This is a genomic window from Streptosporangium sp. NPDC000563, from assembly GCF_040299985.1.
GTDB lineage: Bacteria > Actinomycetota > Actinomycetes > Streptosporangiales > Streptosporangiaceae > Streptosporangium.
The window spans coordinates 384,064-402,899 of the sequence record NZ_JBEPDA010000002.1 but is presented as its reverse complement, the minus strand read 5'-3'; the positions used below and the strand labels follow the sequence as shown (position 1 = coordinate 402,899).

The 18,836-nt window shown below is 70.6% G+C and carries 18 protein-coding genes; 9 read left to right on the top strand and 9 right to left on the bottom strand.

The genetic code is table 11. The features are described from left to right. The 6 genes from ABT352_RS10205 to ABT352_RS10180 all read right to left on the bottom strand — a co-directional run. A partial coding sequence (locus ABT352_RS10205; protein WP_350944251.1) for a SapB/AmfS family lanthipeptide occupies positions 1-102 on the bottom strand: 102 nt, incomplete at its 3' end. A 52-nt stretch (positions 103-154) separates the two neighbouring features. After that, positions 155-289: a SapB/AmfS family lanthipeptide gene (locus tag ABT352_RS10200; RefSeq protein ID WP_350944088.1), complete on the bottom strand. Its 135-nt coding sequence runs from the start codon at positions 287-289 to the stop codon at positions 155-157. A 54-nt stretch (positions 290-343) separates the two neighbouring features. Then, the gene (locus ABT352_RS10195; RefSeq protein WP_350944086.1) at positions 344-475 is read right to left on the bottom strand and encodes a SapB/AmfS family lanthipeptide; all 132 of its coding nucleotides are present in this window, start codon (positions 473-475) and stop codon (positions 344-346) included. 4 nt (positions 476-479) lie between these two features. Next, positions 480-3,128: a class III lanthionine synthetase LanKC gene (gene lanKC, locus ABT352_RS10190; protein WP_350944084.1), complete on the bottom strand. Its 2,649-nt coding sequence runs from the start codon at positions 3,126-3,128 to the stop codon at positions 480-482. A 118-nt stretch (positions 3,129-3,246) separates the two neighbouring features. Beyond that, on the bottom strand, positions 3,247-4,002 hold the full coding sequence (locus ABT352_RS10185) for a sensor histidine kinase (RefSeq protein ID WP_350944082.1): 756 nt from the start codon (positions 4,000-4,002) through the stop codon (positions 3,247-3,249). A gap of 222 nt (positions 4,003-4,224) precedes the next feature. Next, complete coding sequence (locus tag ABT352_RS10180; protein ID WP_350944080.1) at positions 4,225-4,938, bottom strand: M50 family metallopeptidase; 714 nt, start codon at positions 4,936-4,938, stop codon at positions 4,225-4,227. A 327-nt stretch (positions 4,939-5,265) separates the two neighbouring features. Here ABT352_RS10180 and ABT352_RS10175 point away from each other — a divergent pair, with 327 nt between their 5' ends. Together ABT352_RS10175 and ABT352_RS10170 are read left to right on the top strand one after the other, a co-directional pair. Then, positions 5,266-5,742 carry a nuclear transport factor 2 family protein gene (locus tag ABT352_RS10175; RefSeq protein WP_350944079.1) on the top strand — a complete coding sequence of 159 codons (477 nt, stop codon included), beginning with the start codon at positions 5,266-5,268 and terminating at the stop codon, positions 5,740-5,742. 10 nt (positions 5,743-5,752) lie between these two features. Then, positions 5,753-6,898, top strand: coding sequence for a magnesium and cobalt transport protein CorA (locus tag ABT352_RS10170; protein ID WP_350944077.1), 1,146 nt, complete (start codon positions 5,753-5,755; stop codon positions 6,896-6,898). Between the two features lie 47 nt (positions 6,899-6,945). On the opposite strand, the gene ABT352_RS10165 is transcribed toward ABT352_RS10170, so the two are convergent. Continuing rightward, positions 6,946-7,413: a hypothetical protein gene (locus tag ABT352_RS10165; RefSeq protein WP_350944075.1), complete on the bottom strand. Its 468-nt coding sequence runs from the start codon at positions 7,411-7,413 to the stop codon at positions 6,946-6,948. A 136-nt stretch (positions 7,414-7,549) separates the two neighbouring features. Continuing rightward, positions 7,550-9,766: a thiamine pyrophosphate-dependent enzyme gene (locus tag ABT352_RS10160; protein WP_350944073.1), complete on the bottom strand. Its 2,217-nt coding sequence runs from the start codon at positions 9,764-9,766 to the stop codon at positions 7,550-7,552. A gap of 483 nt (positions 9,767-10,249) precedes the next feature. Between ABT352_RS10160 and ABT352_RS10155 the strand changes: the two genes are divergently transcribed. Both ABT352_RS10155 and ABT352_RS10150 read left to right on the top strand, forming a co-directional pair. After that, positions 10,250-10,870 carry a hypothetical protein gene (locus ABT352_RS10155; RefSeq protein ID WP_350944071.1) on the top strand — a complete coding sequence of 207 codons (621 nt, stop codon included), beginning with the start codon at positions 10,250-10,252 and terminating at the stop codon, positions 10,868-10,870. A 373-nt stretch (positions 10,871-11,243) separates the two neighbouring features. After that, complete coding sequence (locus tag ABT352_RS10150) at positions 11,244-12,110, top strand: universal stress protein (protein WP_350944069.1); 867 nt, start codon at positions 11,244-11,246, stop codon at positions 12,108-12,110. Positions 12,111-12,116: 6 nt separating this feature from the next. Here ABT352_RS10150 and ABT352_RS10145 read toward each other — a convergent pair whose 3' ends face one another. Then, a complete protein-coding gene (locus ABT352_RS10145; RefSeq protein WP_350944068.1) occupies positions 12,117-12,716 on the bottom strand; it encodes an SACE_7040 family transcriptional regulator in 600 nt (199 codons plus the stop codon). A gap of 118 nt (positions 12,717-12,834) precedes the next feature. Between ABT352_RS10145 and ABT352_RS10140 the strand changes: the two genes are divergently transcribed. The 5 genes from ABT352_RS10140 to ABT352_RS10120 all read left to right on the top strand — a co-directional run bounded on the left by ABT352_RS10140 (position 12,835) and on the right by ABT352_RS10120 (position 18,740). Further along, the gene (locus ABT352_RS10140) at positions 12,835-14,403 is read left to right on the top strand and encodes a carboxyl transferase domain-containing protein (protein ID WP_350944066.1); all 1,569 of its coding nucleotides are present in this window, start codon (positions 12,835-12,837) and stop codon (positions 14,401-14,403) included. A gap of 86 nt (positions 14,404-14,489) precedes the next feature. Beyond that, positions 14,490-16,460, top strand: coding sequence for an acetyl/propionyl/methylcrotonyl-CoA carboxylase subunit alpha (locus tag ABT352_RS10135; protein WP_350944065.1), 1,971 nt, complete (start codon positions 14,490-14,492; stop codon positions 16,458-16,460). Continuing rightward, positions 16,457-16,630: a hypothetical protein gene (locus ABT352_RS10130; protein WP_350944063.1), complete on the top strand. Its 174-nt coding sequence runs from the start codon at positions 16,457-16,459 to the stop codon at positions 16,628-16,630. Before ABT352_RS10135 ends, ABT352_RS10130 begins: the two co-directional genes overlap by 4 nt. Next, positions 16,627-17,580 (top strand): hydroxymethylglutaryl-CoA lyase, encoded by a 954-nt coding sequence (locus ABT352_RS10125; RefSeq protein WP_350944061.1) that lies wholly within the window; start codon positions 16,627-16,629, stop codon positions 17,578-17,580. Before ABT352_RS10130 ends, ABT352_RS10125 begins: the two co-directional genes overlap by 4 nt. A 2-nt stretch (positions 17,581-17,582) precedes the next feature. Continuing rightward, positions 17,583-18,740 (top strand): acyl-CoA dehydrogenase family protein, encoded by a 1,158-nt coding sequence (locus tag ABT352_RS10120; RefSeq protein WP_389980538.1) that lies wholly within the window; start codon positions 17,583-17,585, stop codon positions 18,738-18,740. Positions 18,741-18,836: the final 96 nt, after the last annotated feature.

Sequence of the window (18,836 nt, the reverse complement as noted above, 5' to 3'; positions counted from 1 at the left end):
CTTGCCGGACTCGCAGCCCAGGACCGTGAGGGTGCTGCCGCCACCGCCGCCGCCGTGGCCGCCGCCGGGGGTCTCCAGGGACTGCAGGTCGAGAAGAACCATCGAAGTTGCTCCGTTTCTACGGGTTCTACGGGTTGTGTGGAACGGGGAAGGACTAGTGGCAGAGCAGGAGGCTCAGGTTGCTGGGCTTGCCGGACTCGCAGCCCAGGACCGTGAGGGTGCTGCCGCCACCGCCGCCGCCGTGGCCGCCGCCGGGGGTCTCCAGGGACTGCAGGTCGAGAAGGACCATGGGATTGCCTCACTTCTGGTGGGAACCGAACCGATATCGGGAAAACCGGGATGCCTAGTGGCAGAGGGCGACGCTCAGGTTGCTGGGCTTGCCGGACTGGCAGCCCAGGACCGTGAGGGTGCTGCCGCCGCCACCGCCACCACCGCCGGTGGGGGCCTCCAGGGACTGCAGGTCGAGAAGGACCATGTCGTTACACCTCCTTCGATGTCGATGTGTCGTGGGGGCCAAACCGCCCGGCGGGTTCGTGCGCGGACACCCCTGACGGGGTGCTCGTGTCGCCGGGCGGCTCGATGAAGGGGAGGAACACCGGCCGGTCGTGCAGCACGGCGCTCATCGCGAACAGGACTCCGGCCGTGCCGGTCGCGAAGTCCATGGAGAGCCTGAGCAGTTGGTTACCGGGGAAGGCGAGCCCGCCGCCGTGGGGCAGCGCGTGCCAGGCCAGCCCGCGGAGCTGCTCGGCCACATCGGTGTGGTCGGTGAGGGAGGCGTCCGGCCCGGGGCCCAGACCCCAGCCGAGGGCGCCGAGCATGCCGCTCCGGCCGGTGAACAGGCCGGACTGCACGAAGTAGCGTCCCCGGGTGACACGCCGGCAGCCGTCGAGCGCGGCGCGCAGGTCCTCGTCCTCCCGGTGGGCGAGGTAACGGGCGAGGACGATGCCGATGCCCACCGACCCCTCGTCCAGGTAGGGCAGCGTACGCCAGCCCTGGTCGACCTGGAGGGTTCCGTCCTCACCGGTGACGCAGCGCCGCAGGTCCTGCCGGAGCGCCACGGCGGCCCTGTCGAGCAGCGACGCGTCGCCGGTGTGCTCGTAGGCGTGCATGAAGAGAAGAGCGGGCCCGGAGGAGCCGTACATCAGCCCGGCCCGGGGGTGGACGCCGCCGCTGACCTGGGGTACGTCCTCGGGCCCGCCCAGCCTGTCGGAGCAGATGCCGGTGATCTGCAGGGCCACCTCGGTGAAGGTCCGCTCGCCGGTGGTCCGGCCCAGGTGGAGCAGGTTCAGGCCCATGCCGGCCAGGCCGCTGAACAGCCCGAGCTCCAGCGCCTCCCATTTCTGGCGCAGGCACAGGTCGGCGGTGTCGATCGCGTCCTGGCGGTGCCCGAGCAGGTCGAGGACGTAGGCCACACCGTGCAGGCCGTCGTAGAACCCGATCCCCGTCCCCGGGGCGGGGGCGAGCGCCTTCGCGCGCAGCCAGTCCTCGTGCTCGGGACGGCGCTCGGCTCCGGTGCTCGCCAGCGCGTAGAGCACGCCGGCCGCGCCGTACGCGAGGTTGACGCCGCCGCCGGGCTGGAACTGGGCGACGTCGCCGGGGAAGAGCCGGTCCTCGCGCTCGGGGGTGGCGCTCGCCAGGATGGCCCGGGTCATCGCCTCCTTGAGCCGGGGCCAGCTGTCGCGTCCCGGTTTCGGGTAGGGCGTGGCCGCAGCGGGTTCGGGGCCCGCGACGGTGAGGACCGCCTCGTCGAGCATCTCGCGCGGCACGGGGAAGGTCTCGCCGATGAGCCTGGCCAGCTCGGTCACCTTGGCGCGGTCGAGCGGCAGCATGATCGTGAGCTGGGGGGCGAAGAGCCCGAGGCAGAGGCAGGAGAGGGCGTACAGGTCGACGTCGACGCCCTGCCGGTCGGCCGGGGCGCCGAACGCGGGGTGGGCGAGCGCCGCGCGGCCGCGGTCCTCGGTGAGGGTCGCCACCTCGTAGTCGATCAGGGTCAGGCGGCCGTCCTCGGTCACGAGGATGTTGTTCGGGTGCAGGTCGCCGAAGACCACCCCGCGCTCGTGCAGGGACTCGACCGCCCGGCGCACCTTGGGAAGTATGTCGAGCACCCAGGCGGTGTACTCGGCGATGGCCGCCTCGTCGCAGGTCGCCCTGGTGAGCGGGTATTTGTGCACGAGTTGGCGCTGGAGCGGGTTGCCGTCGACGAACTCCTCGACCAGGAAGTGGTGCCCGCCCAGGGTGAAGTAGTCGACCAGTGTGGGCACCGCGTCCAGTCCGGACAGGCGTTCCAGCATGTCGCGCTCGTGCGCCAGCCGCGCCACCGCGTCCCGGCCGGCGGCGTCCAGGCCGGCGTGCGGGCGGGCCTCCTTCAGTACGACCCGCTCCCCGGTGCGCAGGTCCTCTCCCAGGTAGACGCCGCCACCGTTGGAGAACTGCATCACGCTCTCGACCCGGTACGGCAGCCCTTCGGTGGTGACCGCGTTGCGGGCCGCCAGGTGGGGTTCGAGGAAGGCGGGCAGCGTCACCCAGGACGGCACGCCGAAGGAGGGCTCCCGCACGTCGGGGACGAGCCGGCCCTCGCCGTCCTCGATGGCCAGCACCAGCTCGCCGCTGTCGGCCAGGCAGCGCCGTCCGGCGAAGCCGCCGTACCGTACGAAGAGCGGGCCCTGGCCGTAGCGGAGGTCGCTGAGGATGTAGGGCCCCTCGACGCCCGTGAGCAGCTCGTCGAGCTCCTTGAGGGTGAGCTCCAGCTGCGCCTCGTCCACCGGGTAGATCGTCACGAGCTTCCCGCTGGAGCCACGGGGGGCGGCCTTGGAGTTCAACATGGTCATGACCGGCAGGCTGCGCAGGAACTTGAACGCGATGCCGCGGGGGACGCAGTAGTCCCAGACCGCCTCTATGGCGCGGTCGGCGTCCTCGGCGCGAGCGGAGACGTGGATCTTCCAGCCCTGGGCGGGTGTGCGACCGTCGAGCGGCGCGTAGTGCATCCAGGTGTCGGTCGCCTGGTGCTGCCAGCCGTCCGGGACATCTCGGGTAGCGAGCGCGAAATCGGGGTGATCACCCCGGCGGCCGTCAAGCGTGTCATAAAAAAGCGGGTCGGCCAGGCAATAAAGCTCATACTGGTCATCCACCACATTCTCCCCTGCTGTCTTCCAGAAGAGAGAATTACGGATAACCCGAGAAACCACTAGTTACAAACTAAACCAGTCGTATATGCGAAACTCACAGTGTCAACCATGACGATGTGCGCTACCTGCGCTTTTGTGGCAAACGTGAATATGATTCGGGAAAATTAGTGGGAATCTCGGCCATCAGCGTGAACCACCCGTCCGTGCCGCCGACCGCCCGAACCGTGCCGCCCAGCTCGCCCACGCGGTGACCCAGGTTGTCCACGCCGTTGCCGGTGGAGGCGGTCCCGAAGGCGCCTGTGGAGGGGGTCTCCTGCCGGGGAGCCCCGTCGTTGACGACGGTGAGGCGCAGCCGGCCGTCGTACTCGACCAGCTCGATCGCGCACCGCTTCACCCGGCTGTGCCGCAGCATGTTCGTCACACCCTCGCGGACCACCGCGCCCAGCGCGGTGCTCACCAGCTCGGGAAGCTCGTCCACGTCGACCCGGACCGAGCAGTAGGCCCCGAAGCCCTCCATCAGGGTCCTGGCCCGCGTGACCTCGCCGGAGAACGACAGCCGGCGGGCGGCCTCCGACACGTTCCGTACGGCGTGCGCGGCCTGCCGCACCGCCTGCAACACCTCTTCCAGCTCCTCGCGCAGGCGCGCGTCGCCGTTCGCCTTCCTGTGGGCCAGCTCTCCCTTGATGGACGCCAGCCAGAGCCAGTGCCCCACGATGTCGTGCATGTCGCGGGCGAATCTCTCGTACGCTCTGCTGAGTGCCCGCTCCCGCTCGGCGTGGAGCCGTCTGATCCGCAGGGCGAGAACGAGTGTCGCGCCCAGTGAGACCAGCAGGATGCCCGTTCCGACCGCTCCGACGAGGTAAGCGGGGTGGGGCATGGAACGCCTCTCGCAGGAGAAATGATATTCCCGCTAATAAACTCAAAAAAGTCGTTAAATGTCAATCAAGAGGCGTGGTTCCGCGACATGAGGCGGCAGGCGAGGACCGCCAGGAAATCAGCATGAAATGCGGTGATATAGCCCATCTAATGCTTCGTCGGCGAATCGTGATCGCCATGCTTCCCGCGTGGGGACGCGGGCGGGAGTATCGAGCGGGATCTCTCAGATGAGCCCGAGCGCCGAGGGCAGCAGCAGGTACGCTCCGGCCACCAGGCACGCGCCCGCCACCACGAGGAACAGAAAGACCCAGAATCCGCCGGGCAGGAAGGTGAGCCTGGCGAGCTGGTCGGCGTCGGAATCGGGCGCCTGGTGGCGACGCCGCTTGCGCTGGAGCTCCACGATCGGCCGGATGCCGCCCAGCAGCAGGAACCACACGGCCAGATAGGCCAGGACCGCGTCCATGTCGGGCGCCGCGTACCAGGTGAAGGCGAAGATCGCGCCTCCGGTGGCGAGCAGGCTCACCACACCGAACAGGTTGCGGATCAGCAGCAGCATGCAGAACAGCAACCCGATCACTATCGTGATCAGCACCGCCACATAGCCGGAGGAGGTGAGCCACGCCCCGCCCAGTCCCAGCAGGGACGGGGTGACGTATCCGGCGGCGGCGGTCAGGATCATGCCGAACCCTCGGGGCTTTCCCCTGGTCAGGGTGACACCCGAAGTGTCGGAGTGCAGCCGGATGCCCTCCAGTTTGCGCCGGGTGAGCAGCGCCACCAGCGCGTGCCCGCCCTCGTGGGCGATGGTGATCAGCCCTCGCGACAGCTGCCACGAGGTGGACCACGACACCACGCCCAGCGCGGCCAGAGCGGACAGCAGCACAACCCACAGGGGTGGCCCGGAACGGGACGTGGTCAGGGTCACCCAGAGGTCGGACAACGCTCGTTTCTCCTTCGCGGCGTGAGAGTAAAGCGTCCCACGAGTGCCGGTGTGCTGGGGATAAAGTCGGAACCGTGCCGAATATGATGCCGGAATTCGCGGCCGCGGGCGGGTCCGCCCGCCGGCGAGGACCGGGCCGGACCGGAGGGATCCCGCTCGGCGGAGACCTCTCGAACGTCCCCCATCCGTACGCCCCTCGGCCCCACGCGCCCGGCAGGCCTGGCGACGACCGGATCCATGCGCTGTACTGGCAAAACGCGGACAATCTCCTTGGCTCCTCCGCGCACTACACTCGGTCGGCAGGACATTGATGGTCGGGAGAAACTCGTGAACGATCGGAACGCCGAGCTCATCAAGACGTTCTACGAGGCATTCGCGCGCCGCGACGCCGACGCGATGGAGCTCTGCTACCACCCTGACGTCACCTTCGGTGATCCCGTCTTCCAGGACCTCGAAGGACGCGACAAGGTCATGGGCATGTGGCGGATGCTGCTGAGCCGCAGCCCCGACCTCGCCGTGACCGTACGCGACATCACCGTGCGCCCGTACGAGGGCACGGCGCACTGGACCGGTCGTTACACCTTCGGCGAGAGGGGCAGGAGGGTCGTCAACGAGGTCGACGCCCTCTTCCGCTTCGAGGACGGACTGATCGTCCGCCACCACGACGACTTCGACCTCAGGCGCTGGTCCAAGATGGCGATGGGCCGGCCGGTCGGAATCGTCCTCGGCTGGACCCCGATGCTGAGGGCGAAGATCCGTGCCACCGCGATGCGGTCGCTGCAGGAGTTCATGAGCGCCCGATGAGGAGAGACGTGTGACCGACCGGCGAGTGCGAGGCCTGCGGAGCCTGATGCGCGGGCGTTCCGGCACCGGTCGGGAGTCTCCCGAGCGATCGATGGACCCCAGGTCCGCCGGCGAGGAGCGGCCGCCCCCGCCCCGTTCGCGCGTCATCGACAACGCGATCTACGTCAACGGTCATCGGGCGGCGACCCCCGAGTCGCTGCCCGAGGCGTTCGACCGCCTGAAGAACACCCCGGACAGCATGGCCTGGATCGGCTTCTACCGGCCGGAGGACGGCGTCATCCTCAACGTCGCCGAGGAGTTCGACCTGCACGAGCTGGCGGTCGAGGACGCCATCGTCGCCCACCAACGCCCCAAGGCCGACCGCTACGGCGACACCCTGTTCGTGGTGCTGCGCCCGGCCCGCTACCTCGACGAGGCCGAGGAGGTCGACTTCGGCGAGCTGCACGTCTTCGTCGGCAAGAACTTCGTGATCACCGTACGGCACAGTGAGGCTCCCGACCTGTCCCAGGTCCGCCGCCGTATGCAGCACGACCCCGAACTGCTCGGCCAGGGACCGCAGGCGGTGCTCTACGCCATCCTCGACGCGGTCGTGGACGGCTACGCCCCCGTGGTCGCCGGCCTGCAGAACGACATCGACGAGATCGAGGTCCAGGTCTTCGGCAACGAACCCGGGGTCTCCCGCCGCATCTACGAGCTGTCGCGCGAGGTGATCGAGTTCCAGCGGGCCACCCAGCCGCTCCTGGGCATGATCGAGGGTTTCATCGCGGGCGCGGACAAGTACGGGGTGGACCAGGAACTGCAGAGATACTTGCGGGACGTGGCCGACCACGCGATCACCGTCGCCGAGCGGGTGAGCGGCTTCCGCCAGATGCTCCACGACATCCTCGTGGTCAACTCGACCATGGTGGCCCAGGCCCAGAACGAGCACATGACCAACCTCACCGAGGCGAGCAACGCCCAGAACGAGGAGGTCAAGCGGATCTCCGCGTGGGCCGCGATCCTGTTCGCCCCCACCCTCGTCGGCACCATCTACGGCATGAACTTCGACGTGATGCCCGAGATCCACTGGGCGTGGGGCTATCCCTTCGCGGTCATGCTCATGGCGGGCGTCTGCCTCACCCTCTATCTGGTGTTCAAACGCCGAGACTGGCTGTGAACCCGTCGTGAGCCCCGGGCCACCGGCCCGAGGCCCATCGGCGAGGCTCAGCCGAGCTTGGTCAGAATCAGGTCCAGCTTGCCGTCCATGGAGTCCATTCGGACCTCGAAGGCGTCCATCCGACCTTCGAAGGCGTCCATCCGGCCTTCCATGGACTTCATCCGGCTTTCGAAGGACTCCATCCGGGCGTCCATCTTCACCTCAAGGTTGTCGACCTTGGCGTCGAGGTTGTCGACCTTGATGTCGAGGTCGCGGACTCTGACGTCGAGGTTGTCGACCTTGGTTTCCAAGGTGTCGACCTTGACGGCGAGAGCGGACAGATCCTCCTTGGTGGCCATCCGGTTCATGACCTCTTCGAACATCGGCGCGGCGTAGGTCATGACCTCCTCGCGGATGATCTTGGGGAGATCGTGCAGGGTCTCCTTGATATCCGCCAGGTCCGTGTCCGTCCTGAAGGCCCAGGCCTCCAGGTGCACCACGCGCTGACCGGTGCTCTTCGTCGCCACGTCGGGCATGCTATCTCCTGGTCGGGGGAATGAGGGGCTGACCTGCCGACGAACCAGAGGCGCGATCTGTGATGGCGTGCTACCAATTGAACACGCTCCGCTGATGCGGTGAGGTCGATTCCGGGATTTCGAAAAGCGAGGGCGGTCAGCCGAGCAGCTTGCGGGCGGCCGCCTCGATCTCGGCCTCCGACAGCAGCACGTGCCTCGCCGCCTCGCCCAGGGGGATGAAGCTGTCCGAGGAGGTCACCCGGGCGATCCTGCCGGTGAAACCCGCGTCGAGCAGCTCGGCGACGATGCTCTCCGAGACGCCCCCGGTGCGGCGGGTCTCGTCGGCGATCAGCACCCGGCCGGTCAGCTCCGCGGCTCGCATCAGGTCCTCGACCGGGAGGGGGGAGAGCCAGCGCAGGTCCAGGACCCGGCAGCTGTGCCCCTCCGCGGTGAGCCTCACCGCGGCGCGCAGGCTCATCCGCAGCCCGTTGCCGAAGGTCACGATGGTCAGGTCGCGGCCGTCGCCGTAGCCGCGGGCGCGCCCGATCGGGATGTGCGTCTCCGCCCATCGCGCCGGGGGGGCGTACGGGGCGAGCCAGCCGTTGTCACCCTCCTCGAACATGTCGCGGGTGTTGTACAGGGCGATGGGCTCAAGGAAGACGCAGACGCTGCCGTCGACGCGGGCGGCGGCGAGGCAGGTGCGCAGCATCGAGGCGGCGTCGTCGGGCCGGGCGGGGGAGGCCACGACCAGGCCGGGTATGTCGCGCAGGGCGGCGATGGAGTTGTCGTTGTGGAAGTGGCCGCCGAAGCCCTTCTGGTAGGCGTAGGAGGCGACGCGCACCACCATCGGGTTGCGAAAGGCTCCCTGGGAGAAGAACTGGAGCGTCGCCGCCTCGCCCCGGATCTGGTCCAGGGCGTTGTGCAGGTAGGCCAGATACTGGATCTCGGGCACCGGCAGCAGGCCGGAGACCCCCGAGCCGAGCGCGAGGCCGAGCACGGACTGCTCGTCGAGGAGGGTGTCGAACACCCGGCCGGCGCCGAAGCGTTTCTGCAGGCCGCGCGTGACGCCGTAGACGCCGCCCTTGCGTGCCACGTCCTCGCCGAAGACGAGCACGTCGGGGTGGGCGGCCAGGGAGTCGGCGAGGGTGCGGTTGACGGCCTGGGAGAAGGTCAGCGGGCCCTCCCGCTCGGGGAGCCTGCCGGCGAAGGCCCTCGACCTGACGTCGGTGGCCGCCACTTCGGTGCAGGCCGCGGCGACGGCCGCGGGGGTGCGCGGGGCGAGCGGCTCCACGATGTCGAAGGCGGAGATCAGCCGAGGGCGCCGAGAGCTCTCCATCGCCATCTTGAACAGGTGCTCGCGCGTCGTCTCGTACCGGAGCAGCAGCTCGTCGGGAGTGGTCAGGCCGGCCTCGACGAGCAGCATGGCGGTCGCCACCAGCGGGTCGCGCGCCAGGTCGGCGTCGATCTCCCGCTTGGTCCGATACGACAGCTCCACGTCCGAGCCCGCGTGGCCCATCAGCCGGACGGTGCTCACGCGCAGCAGGGCGGGCGCGCGGTGCGTGCGGACGTGGTCGGTGGCGGCGAGCGCCATGTCGTGGACGTCGGCCAGGTCACAGCCGTCGGCCTCGAAATACCTCATCAACGGGTGGCGGGCGGCCTTGACCCAGCCGTCGGGGGTGCGCACGCTGATGCCCAGGCCGTTGTCCTCGCAGACGAAGAGGATCGGCAGCGGCAGCTTCTGGTATGAGCCATAGGCGGCCGTGTTGAGGCCCGACAGGGCGCTGGCGTGGTTCGTCGAGGCGTCGCCGAAACTGCAGATCACGATCGCGTCGCTCGGCCACGGCCCCGGTACGCCGAGCTGGCGGGCGCGCTCGATGGCGAAGGCCACGCCCACCGCGCGGGGCAGGTGGCTGGCGATCGTGGAGGTCTGGGGGATCACCGCGAGGTCCGGGTGGCCGAAGACCTTGTGCCGCCCGCCCGCGATCGGCTCCTCGACCGAGGCGGTCAGGCCGAGCAGCACGTCGCGCAGCCCTTCCTCGGGCAGTCGTCCCGCCATCGCCGACCTGGTCAGGTAGAAGGCGCCCGACCGGTAGTGCAGGAGGGCCGGATCGGTGACGCGCGACGCGGCGGCGACCGCGGCGTTGCCCTCGTGCCCGGCCGAGCCGATCGTGTAGAACCCCTCGCCCTGCTCGCGCAGCCAGCGGGCGGTGACGTCCAGCAGCCTGCTGCCGAGCTGGAACTGAAACAGCTCGCGGCACCTGGCCCCGGTCAGGGTGGTGTCCTCCCGCACGGGCAGGCCGGGGTCGCGCGGTGTGCCGGGGGAAAGGGCACTCACGGCGTCGGTGAAATGGGTCTCAACAGAGTCGCGCGCCACAGCCCGATTATGTCCCCCATCGACGGACGCCGTCCCCAACCTTGACATCTTTGATGGCGACGAGATGGCGGACCGATCACATTTAACCAGCATTCATGACACCTTGTCAGACGTGATTTTACAGCCCGTTCGACGAATGAACGGGAACGTCGGAGCCGGATACTTCACGCCGGTCCCCAGGGTGAGGCCTTGACGCCGGAACCCCGGCGCGACACTGCCGGCGCAGGGCTCTGACACGGGAATCCGACACCGGGCCTGCCGGGCAGGATGAGTCGGGTCAGAAGGGCGGAAGCCCCGAACAGGGTGAGCGCATTCGTTTCCGGCCTTGTGTTCCGATCCATGGGTATCTCGCGCCCCTGTTGCCACAAGCCGTTCCTCCTGCGGACTTCTCGCGGAGGGTCTCTTTGCCATCGGCGGATACTGCGGCTGCCAGCATCTTCGGAGTTCACGTCCATCGCATCAGTCACATGAGTGGAGACGCGCATGCTTGGAAAATTGATTCTCACCGGGGCGGTGGGGGCGGTCGTCATGCTGCCGGCCGCCGCCCACGCCGCCGAACCGTCTCCGGATACGGCGAGGTCCGTCACGGCGCTTTCCGGTGACACGCCGGTTTCCGGGATGCCGGCCGTTGGGAGCGCACCGGCGTACGGAAACGCGTCGGCGCCGCTGTCCGCACCGGTGTCCGCGTCGGCGCCCTCGGTCGCGACGCCGCCTCCGCCCGTACCGGGAACCGCTCCGGTGCCCGCGGCCGCGGTGCCCGGGACTCCGCCGCCGCCCGACGCGTCGCTCACGCCCGGCACGACCCCGCCCGGCGTCGTCCCGCCCGGTTCCACTCCGCCTGGCACGACTCCACCGGTCGACACGACCCCGCCCGACACGACCCCGCCCGGTTCCACTCCGCCTGGCACGACTCCGCCGGTCGACACCACCCCGCCGGTCGGCGTCGCGCCGCCCGTGACCGTCCCGCCGGTCCAGGTCGTATCGACGCCGGTGATCTTCGCCGCGCCGGGCACGCCGCTCGCGGTCACGTCGGCCGTCGCCGCATGGGCGGGAACGTTCTGTGCGCCGACCGGCGTCGTGGCCGTGACCGGCTCGTGTCTGTAACCGGCTCACGCCGGTGCTCGTGACCGTCCCGTGCCCGCACCTGTGATCGGCTCGCGCCGGTGACGGTCCCATGCCCGTGACCGTCCCGCGCGAGGGAGACGCGGGTGAGACGCGGACAAGACACGGCGACGTTACGGATGACCGTGCCGGTGACCGGCCGCCGTGCCACTCCGGCAGATTCGCGCGGCCGTGCGGCCCGCGCGAAACCCCTCCCGGCCCCGGCCGGTCTTCAATCGCCCTCCCGCCCCCGGGCGGGAGAAGGCGTCTTTGCCGATGCGCGCCGCAAAACAGGAAGAGTCTTGTGGAAGGGTGCCCTTCTCGGCGGGCGGACTCGGAGAAGGATGGAAAGGAGTGACGCGGGAGAGGAGCCGCCATGCCGGTACGGGACGAAGGGCGACCGGTGGTCGTCGGATACGACGGTTCGGCGGAGAGCCGCCTGGCCCTGCGATGGGCCGTCGAGGACGCCCGCCTGAGATTTCTCCCGCTGCTCGTCTGCCACGCCTGGCAGTGGCCCTACCCCAGGCTCTCCCTCGCCCCCGAGACCACCGAGGTCGTACGGCGGATGGGCGGGCGCGTCCTGGAGAACGGGCTGATGACCGCGCGTGAGATGGCACCCAGGGCGTCCATACACGGGCGACTGGTGGAGGGGACCCCGGCCGCCGCCCTGGTGGGCCTGTCGAACGACGCGGAGCTGATCGCGATCGGCCCGCGTGGCGCGGGCGACCCCGAGGAACTGCGGATCGGCTCGACCGTCGAGGTCGCCGCGCACGCCCGCTGCCCGGTGGCCGTCGTCAGGAGGCCGGGCCACCGGCGCGTCGGCCGCGTGGCGATCGCGGTGGAGGACGCGGCCGTCGACTCGCAGGAGCTGGCCATCGCCTTCGAGGAGGCGAGGCTGCGCAGGGCGACGCTGCTCATCATCTGCCTCTGCTCCGAGGACACCGGCGATCTCAGGTCGGCGGCCGTCCACTTCAACACCAGCGTCTCGGTGTGGGAGGAGAGGTATCCCACGGTCGTGGTGGAGACGATGATCGAGACACGCCCTCACGTCGAGGCGCTCCGTCACGCGGCCGACCGTTCTGACCTGCTGGTCGTCCCCGACCGGGAGCACCACGATCCGCTGGATCCCGCCATCGGCCCGGTCTGCCGGGTGATGCTGAGCGAGGCGCCGTGCACGGTCGTGGTGACCCCCTCGCAGGCGTGGAGTCCGTCCAGCTGGGCGGAGCTGTCCGCCAGAGGTTAGCGACCCTTAACCTTGGGAGGCGGCCAGCGCCGCACGTGCCATACCGCGCAGCAGCTCCGCCATCGCCGCGGGCGGCAGCTCGCCCGCGCTGTGCGGGGTGGAGTTGAGCAGTCCGAAGACGGCGTGGGTCGCGGCGCGCAGCCCGGCCTGGGAACGCGCGGGGTAGAGCTCGCTCAGCACGGTGACCCACTCCTCGACGTACAGCCGCTGCAGCCGACGGATCCGGCGGCGCGCGGGCTCGGGCACGTTGCCGAGCTCCCTGTCGTGCACGGTGATCAGTGCGGGGTGGCCGAGTGCGAACTCGATCTGGCAGCTGAGCAGGGCGTCCAGTGCCTGCTCTGCATCTGCGGCCTCGGTCACGCGGCGCGCGCCCGAGGTGTGCAGGCGCTCGCTGACATCCAGCAGCATCTCCGCGAGCAGGGCGTCCTTGCCGCTGAAGTGGCGGTACAGGGCCGGGCCCGAGGTGCCGACCGCGCCGCCGATCTCCTCGATCGAGACGCCGTGGAAGCCGCGGGCGGCGAACAGCTCCGCGGCGGCGTCCAGGATCTCCGCGCGCCGGGAGCCACGGGTGCGTGCAGGGGACTGAGCGGTCGTCACCTCTCGCATGGTAGACGGTAACGTTAATAATGACTAACATCTGCGGTGAAGTCGGGCATCGGTGCCCCGGCGACGGCAGCGCCGGGGCGGATCGGATGATCCGGGCGGAGCGGACGGGGAGGCTCGTATGAGTGGCTGGCCGGTGCTGCGGAGCGCCTGTGATCCGGGTGGTGAGGGCTTCAAACGCAACGCCGAGGTGAACGAGCGTCTGGTCGCCGACCTCAGGGAGCGCCTCGCCGTGGCGGGGCTGGGCGGCCCCGAGAAGTCGCGTGCCCGGCACGTCTCCCGGGGCAAGCTGCTGCCCCGCGACCGCGTCGACTCGCTGCTCGACCCCGGTTCACGCTTCCTGGAGCTCTCCCAGCTGGCCGCGGGAGGGATGTACGACGACGTGGCCCCCGCCGCCGGGATCATCACCGGGGTGGGCCGTGTCTCGGGGCGCGAGTGCGTGGTCGTCGCCAACGACGCCACCGTCAAGGGCGGCACCTACTATCCGATCACCGTCAAGAAGCATCTGCGGGCCCAGGAGGTCGCCCTCCACAACAACCTGCCGTGCGTCTATCTCGTCGACTCGGGAGGCGCGTTCCTCCCCGAACAGGACGAGGTCTTCCCCGACCGCGAGCACTTCGGCCGGATCTTCTACAACCAGGCGACCATGTCCGCGCGCGGCATCCCGCAGATCGCCGCGGTCCTCGGCTCCTGCACCGCGGGCGGCGCGTACGTCCCGGCGATGAGCGACGAGGCGGTGATCGTCCGCAACCAGGGCACGATCTTCCTCGGCGGCCCGCCGCTGGTGAAGGCCGCCACCGGCGAGGAGGTCACCGCGGAGGAGCTGGGCGGCGGCGACCTGCACGCCCGCGTCAGCGGCGTCACCGACCACCTCGCCGACGACGACCGCCACGCGCTGCGGATCGTCCGCGACATCGTCTCCACCCTCGCGCCGCGCACGCCCTCCCCCTGGGAGCGCGTGCCCTCCGAGGAGCCCGCGCACGACCCCCGCGACCTGTACGGCATCGTCCCCGCCGACACCCGCACCCCGTACGACGTCCGCGAGATCATCGCCAGGATCGTGGACGGCAGCAGGTTCGGCGAGTTCAAGGCCGAGTACGGCGCCACGCTCGTCACCGGGTTCGCCCGCATCCACGGCCACCCCGTCGGGATCGTCGCCAACAACGGCATCCTGTTCGGCGAGTCGGCGCTCAAGGGCGCCCACTTCATCGAGCTGTGCGACCGGCGCAACACCCCGCTGGTGTTCCTGCAGAACATCAGCGGCTTCATGGTCGGCAGGGCGTACGAGGCGGGGGGCATCGCCAAGCACGGCGCGAAGATGGTCACCGCCGTCGCCTGCGCCCGGGTGCCCAAGTTCACCGTGGTCGTCGGCGGCTCGTTCGGGGCCGGCAACTACGCGATGGCCGGGCGCGCCTACTCGCCCCGGTTCCTGTGGATGTGGCCGGGAGCGCGCATCTCGGTGATGGGCGGCGAGCAGGCCGCCAACGTCCTGTCCACCGTGGGCGACGCCGACCCCGACGCCATCCGCGCGCAGTACGAGGAGCAGGGCAACCCCTACTACTCCACCGCCCGCCTCTGGGACGACGGGGTCATCGATCCCCTCGACACCCGTACCGTCCTGGGCCTGGCCCTGTCGGCCTCGGCCAACGCCCCCCTCGAACCCGTCGGCTACGGCGTCTTCCGGATGTGACCGCACCCATGACCCACTCAGCCCACTCGACTCACCCGGGCCACCAGACCTCCTCGGCACACGCGTCGCCGCCGCGCGGGGGCCGGATGTTCGACACCGTCCTCGTCGCCAACCGCGGCGAGATCGCTCTGCGGATCACCCGCACTCTCCGGAGGCTGGGCATCCGCTCGGTCGCCGTCCACAGCGACGCCGACACCGGGGCGCGGCACGTCCGCGAGGCCGACGTCGCGGTGCGGCTCGCCGGCGGTTACCTCGACGCCGACGGCATCCTCGCCGCCGCCGCCGCGACCGGCGCCCAGGCGGTGCATCCCGGATACGGCTTCCTCGCCGAGAACGCGGACTTCGCCCGGCGCTGCGCGGAGGCCGGGCTCGTCTTCGTCGGCCCGCCGCCGGAGGCCGTGGAGGCGATGGGCGACAAGATCCGCGCCAAGGCCACCGTCTCGGCGGCCGGGGTGCCGGTCGTGCCCGGCGGCGCCGAGCCCGGCGACGACCTGGCCGAGGCGGCCGGGCGGGTCGGCTTCCCCGCGCTGATCAAGCCGTCGGCGGGCGGCGGAGGCAAGGGCATGGTGCTCGTGCGCTCCGCGGCGGAGCTGCCGGAGGCGCTGGCGTCCGCCCGCCGCACGGCCGCCGCCGCGTTCGGCGACGCGACCCTGCTGATCGAGCGGTTCGTGGAGAACCCCCGGCACATCGAGATCCAGGTGATGGCCGACGCCTACGGCGGCGTCATCCACCTGGGCGAACGCGAGTGCAGTCTTCAGCGCCGCCACCAGAAGATCGTCGAGGAGGCGCCGTCGCCGCTCCTCGACGCCGAGACCAGGGCCGCGATGGGCGCGGCGGCGGTCGAGGCCGCCAGGTCCGTCGGCTACACCGGCGCGGGGACGGTCGAGTTCATCGTCCAGGGCGCCACCGGCGACTACTACTTCATGGAGATGAACACCCGCCTGCAGGTCGAGCACCCCGTCACCGAGCTGGTCACCGGCCTGGACCTCGTCGAGCTCCAGCTCAGGGTCGCCGCCGGTGAGCCCCTCCCGCTCACCCAGGACGAGGTACGCCTCGTCGGCCACGCCGTCGAGGCCCGCGTCTACGCCGAGGACCCCTCCCGGGGCTTCCTGCCGACCGGCGGCCGGGTCCTCGCGCTGCGCGAGCCACCGGGGGTGCGGGTCGACTCGGGACTGATGGCCGGGGGCCTGGTCGGCAGCGACTACGACCCGATGCTGTCGAAGGTCATCGCCTGGGGCAAGGACAGGACGGCCGCCCTGCGGCGGCTCGACGGCGCGCTCGCGGCGACGGCCGTGCTCGGGGTGCCCACCAACATCGCCTTCCTGAGGGCCCTGGTCGGTCACCCCGCCGTCCTCGCCGGAGACCTCGACACCGGTCTGGTGGAGCGCCACCTCGACGAGCTCGTCTCCCGCGAGGACGTCCCCGCCGACGTCCTCGCCGCCGCCGCCCTGGTGCTGCACCGCGAGCACGCGCCCGCGGGCACGCCCGCCGACCCGTGGGACGTCCCCGACGGCTGGCGGCTGGGCGAGGCGGCCTGGACCGTCCACCGGCTGGAGAGCCGCGACGGGGTCTGCGAGATCAGGGTCCGCGGCCTGCCCGCCTCGGGGGCCGAGGTCCGCCTGCCCGGCGCGGAGGCCGTGCGGGCACGGCTCACCGAGGAGAGCGGCGGCGAGGACGGCGACCTGCTCGTCACTCTCGGCGAGACCGCGAGACGCTACGCCGTCGCCAGGGACGGCGACGTCGTCTGGCTCGGCCGCGACGGCGACGCCTGGGCGCTCACCCGCCACCACCTGGGAGACCCCGGCGACCGGGCCGGCGCGGGAGGCGCGGGTGACGGGCTGGTCCGCAGCCCGATGCCGGGCACCGTCCTGGTGGTGAAGGCGGGCGAGGGGGAGCGGGTCGCCGAGGGGCAGCCGCTGCTCATCGTGGAGGCGATGAAGATGGAGCACACCGTGACCGCGCCGATCGGCGGGGTCGTCGCCGAGCTGCGGGTCCGCGCGGGCCAGGCGGTCGCGATGGACGCCGTGCTCGCCGTGGTCCGCGAGGAGGAGTCGTGACGGTCTCCGCTCAGGTCGCGGAGGCCGTACGGGAACGCGGGAAGGTCGCGACGCGGACGACCGGATGGGCCGTGACCCACGACGACGGCGGAGTCACGGCCGGACGGGTCGCCGAGGTCGGGATTCCGGCCACGGGGACCGCGAGGCACGAACCGGTGAGGGGGGAATGATGCGCCGGCCACAGAGGGTCGAGGCCGCGGGGCTGCCGGAACGGGTCACGATCTACGAGGTCGGGCCGCGCGACGGGCTGCAGAACGAGGCCGCGGTGATTCCCGTCGAGGTCAAGGCCGAGTTCGTCGCCCGGCTCGCCGCCGCCGGGCACCGCGTGATCGAGGCCACCAGCTTCGTCCATCCCAAGTGGGTGCCCCAGCTCGCCGACGCCTCGGAGCTGCTGGCGGGCATGAAACGGGTTCCCGGCGTGCGCTACCCGGTGCTCGTCCCCAACGAGCGCGGCCTCGACCGCGCGCTCGAACACGGCGTCGAGGAGATCGCGATCTTCGCCAGCGCCACCGAGACGTTCGCGGGCAGGAACCTCAACCGGACGCTGGAGTCGCAGTTCGCGATGTTCGAGCCGGTCGTCGCGCGGGCGCTGGAGCACGGCCTGAAGGTGAGGGCGTACGTCTCGATGTGCTTCGGCGACCCGTGGGAGGGGCCGACGCCCGTCGCACAGGTCGTCTCCGTCGGGCGCAGGCTTCTGGACCTGGGCTGCTTCGAGCTGTCGCTCGGCGACACCATCGGTGTCGGCACCCCCGGCCACGTCGCCGCGCTGATCGAGGCGTTCGGCGGCCCGGACCGGCTCGCGGTGCACTTCCACGACACCTACGGCCAGGCCCTCGCCAACACCCTCACCGCCCTGCGCGAGGGCGTGACCGTCGTCGACGCCTCCACCGGAGGCATCGGCGGCTGCCCGTACGCCGAGAGCGCCACCGGCAACCTCGCCACCGAGGACCTGGTCTGGATGCTGCACGGCCTCGGCGTCGAGACCGGGCTTGACCTCGCCGCGCTGGTGGAGACCAGCACCTGGCTCGCCGCGAGGCTCGGCCGCCCCAGCCCGTCGCGGGTCGTCCAGGCCCTGGGCGAGCACCCGTCCCGCACCACCGCAGAGAACGCCGAGGAGTGATCATGCCCAAGCTGACCGAGGAGTACGAGGAGCTTCGCAAGACCGTCGAGGCGTTCGCCCGCGACGTGGTGGCCCCGGTGATCGGGGACCTCTACGAGCGTGAGCAGTTCCCCTACGACATCGTGCGGCAGATGGGCGCGATGGGCCTGTTCGGGCTGCCGATCCCCGAGGAGCACGGCGGCATGGGCGGCGACTACTTCGCGCTCTGCCTGGCCCTGGAGGAGCTGGCCAGGGTGGACTCCAGCGTGTCGATCACCGTCGAGGCCGCGGTGTCGCTGGGCGCGATGCCGATCTACCGGTTCGGCACGCCCGAGCAGCGCGCCCGGTGGCTGCCCCGGCTGGCCTCGGGCGAGATGCTCGGCGCCTTCGGCCTCACCGAGCCCGGCGGCGGCTCCGACGTGCCCGGCGGCATGCGGACCACCGCGGTGCTCGACGGCGACGAGTGGGTGATCAACGGTACGAAGGCGTTCATCACCAACTCCGGCACCGACATCACCGGCGTGATCGGCGTGGCCGCGATCACCGGCGAGCGGGCCGGAGGGAAGAAGGAGATCTCCACGATCCTGGTGCCGTCCGGCACACCGGGCCTCACCGTCTCGAAGAAGTACTCCAAGGTGGGCTGGAACTGCTCCGACACCCGTGAGCTCTCCTTCGAAAACTGCCGGGTCCCCGCGGGCAACCTGCTCGGCGAGCGCGGACGCGGCTACGCGCAGTTCCTGCAGACGCTCGACGAGGGCCGCGTCGCGATCGCCGCCCTGTCCACCGGCCTGGCCCAGGGCTGCGTGGACGAGTCGCTGCGCTATGTCCGCGAGCGCGAGGCGTTCGGTCACCCCATCGGCCACTACCAGGCGATCCAGTTCAAGATCGCCGACATGGAGGTCCGCACCCACACCGCCCGCCTCGCCTACCACCACGCGGCCGAGAAGATGCTCGCGGGCGAGCCGTTCAAGAAGGAGGCCGCGATCGCCAAGCTCGTCGCCGGCGACGCCGCCATGGACAACGCCCGCGACGCCACCCAGATCTTCGGCGGCTACGGGTTCATGAACGAGTACCCGGTCGGTCGTTTCTACCGCGACGCCAAGATCCTGGAGATCGGCGAGGGCACCAGCGAGGTCCAGCGGATGCTGATCGCGCGGGAGATGGGGCTCTCCGGCCTCTGACCCCGTTGCGGGGGACCGGCCGGCGCGCTTTGCGGAAGTTTGACGAGGCGGCCCGGCGTGGCTCGGGACCCCGTCGGGCACGCTGCGGGTACAGCG

Bases quoted from the DNA above. Each gene is read 5' to 3' on its own strand.
- ABT352_RS10125 (WP_350944061.1), top strand. From the start codon at position 16,627: ATGATGCGCCGGCCACAGAGGGTCGAGGCCGCGGGGCTGCCGGAACGG.
- ABT352_RS10155 (WP_350944071.1), top strand. From the start codon at position 10,250: ATGCTTGGAAAATTGATTCTCACCGGGGCGGTGGGGGCGGTCGTCATG.
- ABT352_RS10145 (WP_350944068.1), bottom strand. From the start codon at position 12,716: ATGCGAGAGGTGACGACCGCTCAGTCCCCTGCACGCACCCGTGGCTCC.
- ABT352_RS10120 (WP_389980538.1), top strand. From the start codon at position 17,583: ATGCCCAAGCTGACCGAGGAGTACGAGGAGCTTCGCAAGACCGTCGAG.
- ABT352_RS10165 (WP_350944075.1), bottom strand. From the start codon at position 7,413: ATGCCCGACGTGGCGACGAAGAGCACCGGTCAGCGCGTGGTGCACCTG.
- ABT352_RS10185 (WP_350944082.1), bottom strand. From the start codon at position 4,002: ATGCCCCACCCCGCTTACCTCGTCGGAGCGGTCGGAACGGGCATCCTG.
- ABT352_RS10195 (WP_350944086.1), bottom strand. From the start codon at position 475: ATGGTCCTTCTCGACCTGCAGTCCCTGGAGGCCCCCACCGGCGGTGGT.
- ABT352_RS10135 (WP_350944065.1), top strand. From the start codon at position 14,490: ATGTTCGACACCGTCCTCGTCGCCAACCGCGGCGAGATCGCTCTGCGG.
- ABT352_RS10140 (WP_350944066.1), top strand. From the start codon at position 12,835: ATGAGTGGCTGGCCGGTGCTGCGGAGCGCCTGTGATCCGGGTGGTGAG.
- ABT352_RS10150 (WP_350944069.1), top strand. From the start codon at position 11,244: ATGCCGGTACGGGACGAAGGGCGACCGGTGGTCGTCGGATACGACGGT.
- ABT352_RS10200 (WP_350944088.1), bottom strand. From the start codon at position 289: ATGGTCCTTCTCGACCTGCAGTCCCTGGAGACCCCCGGCGGCGGCCAC.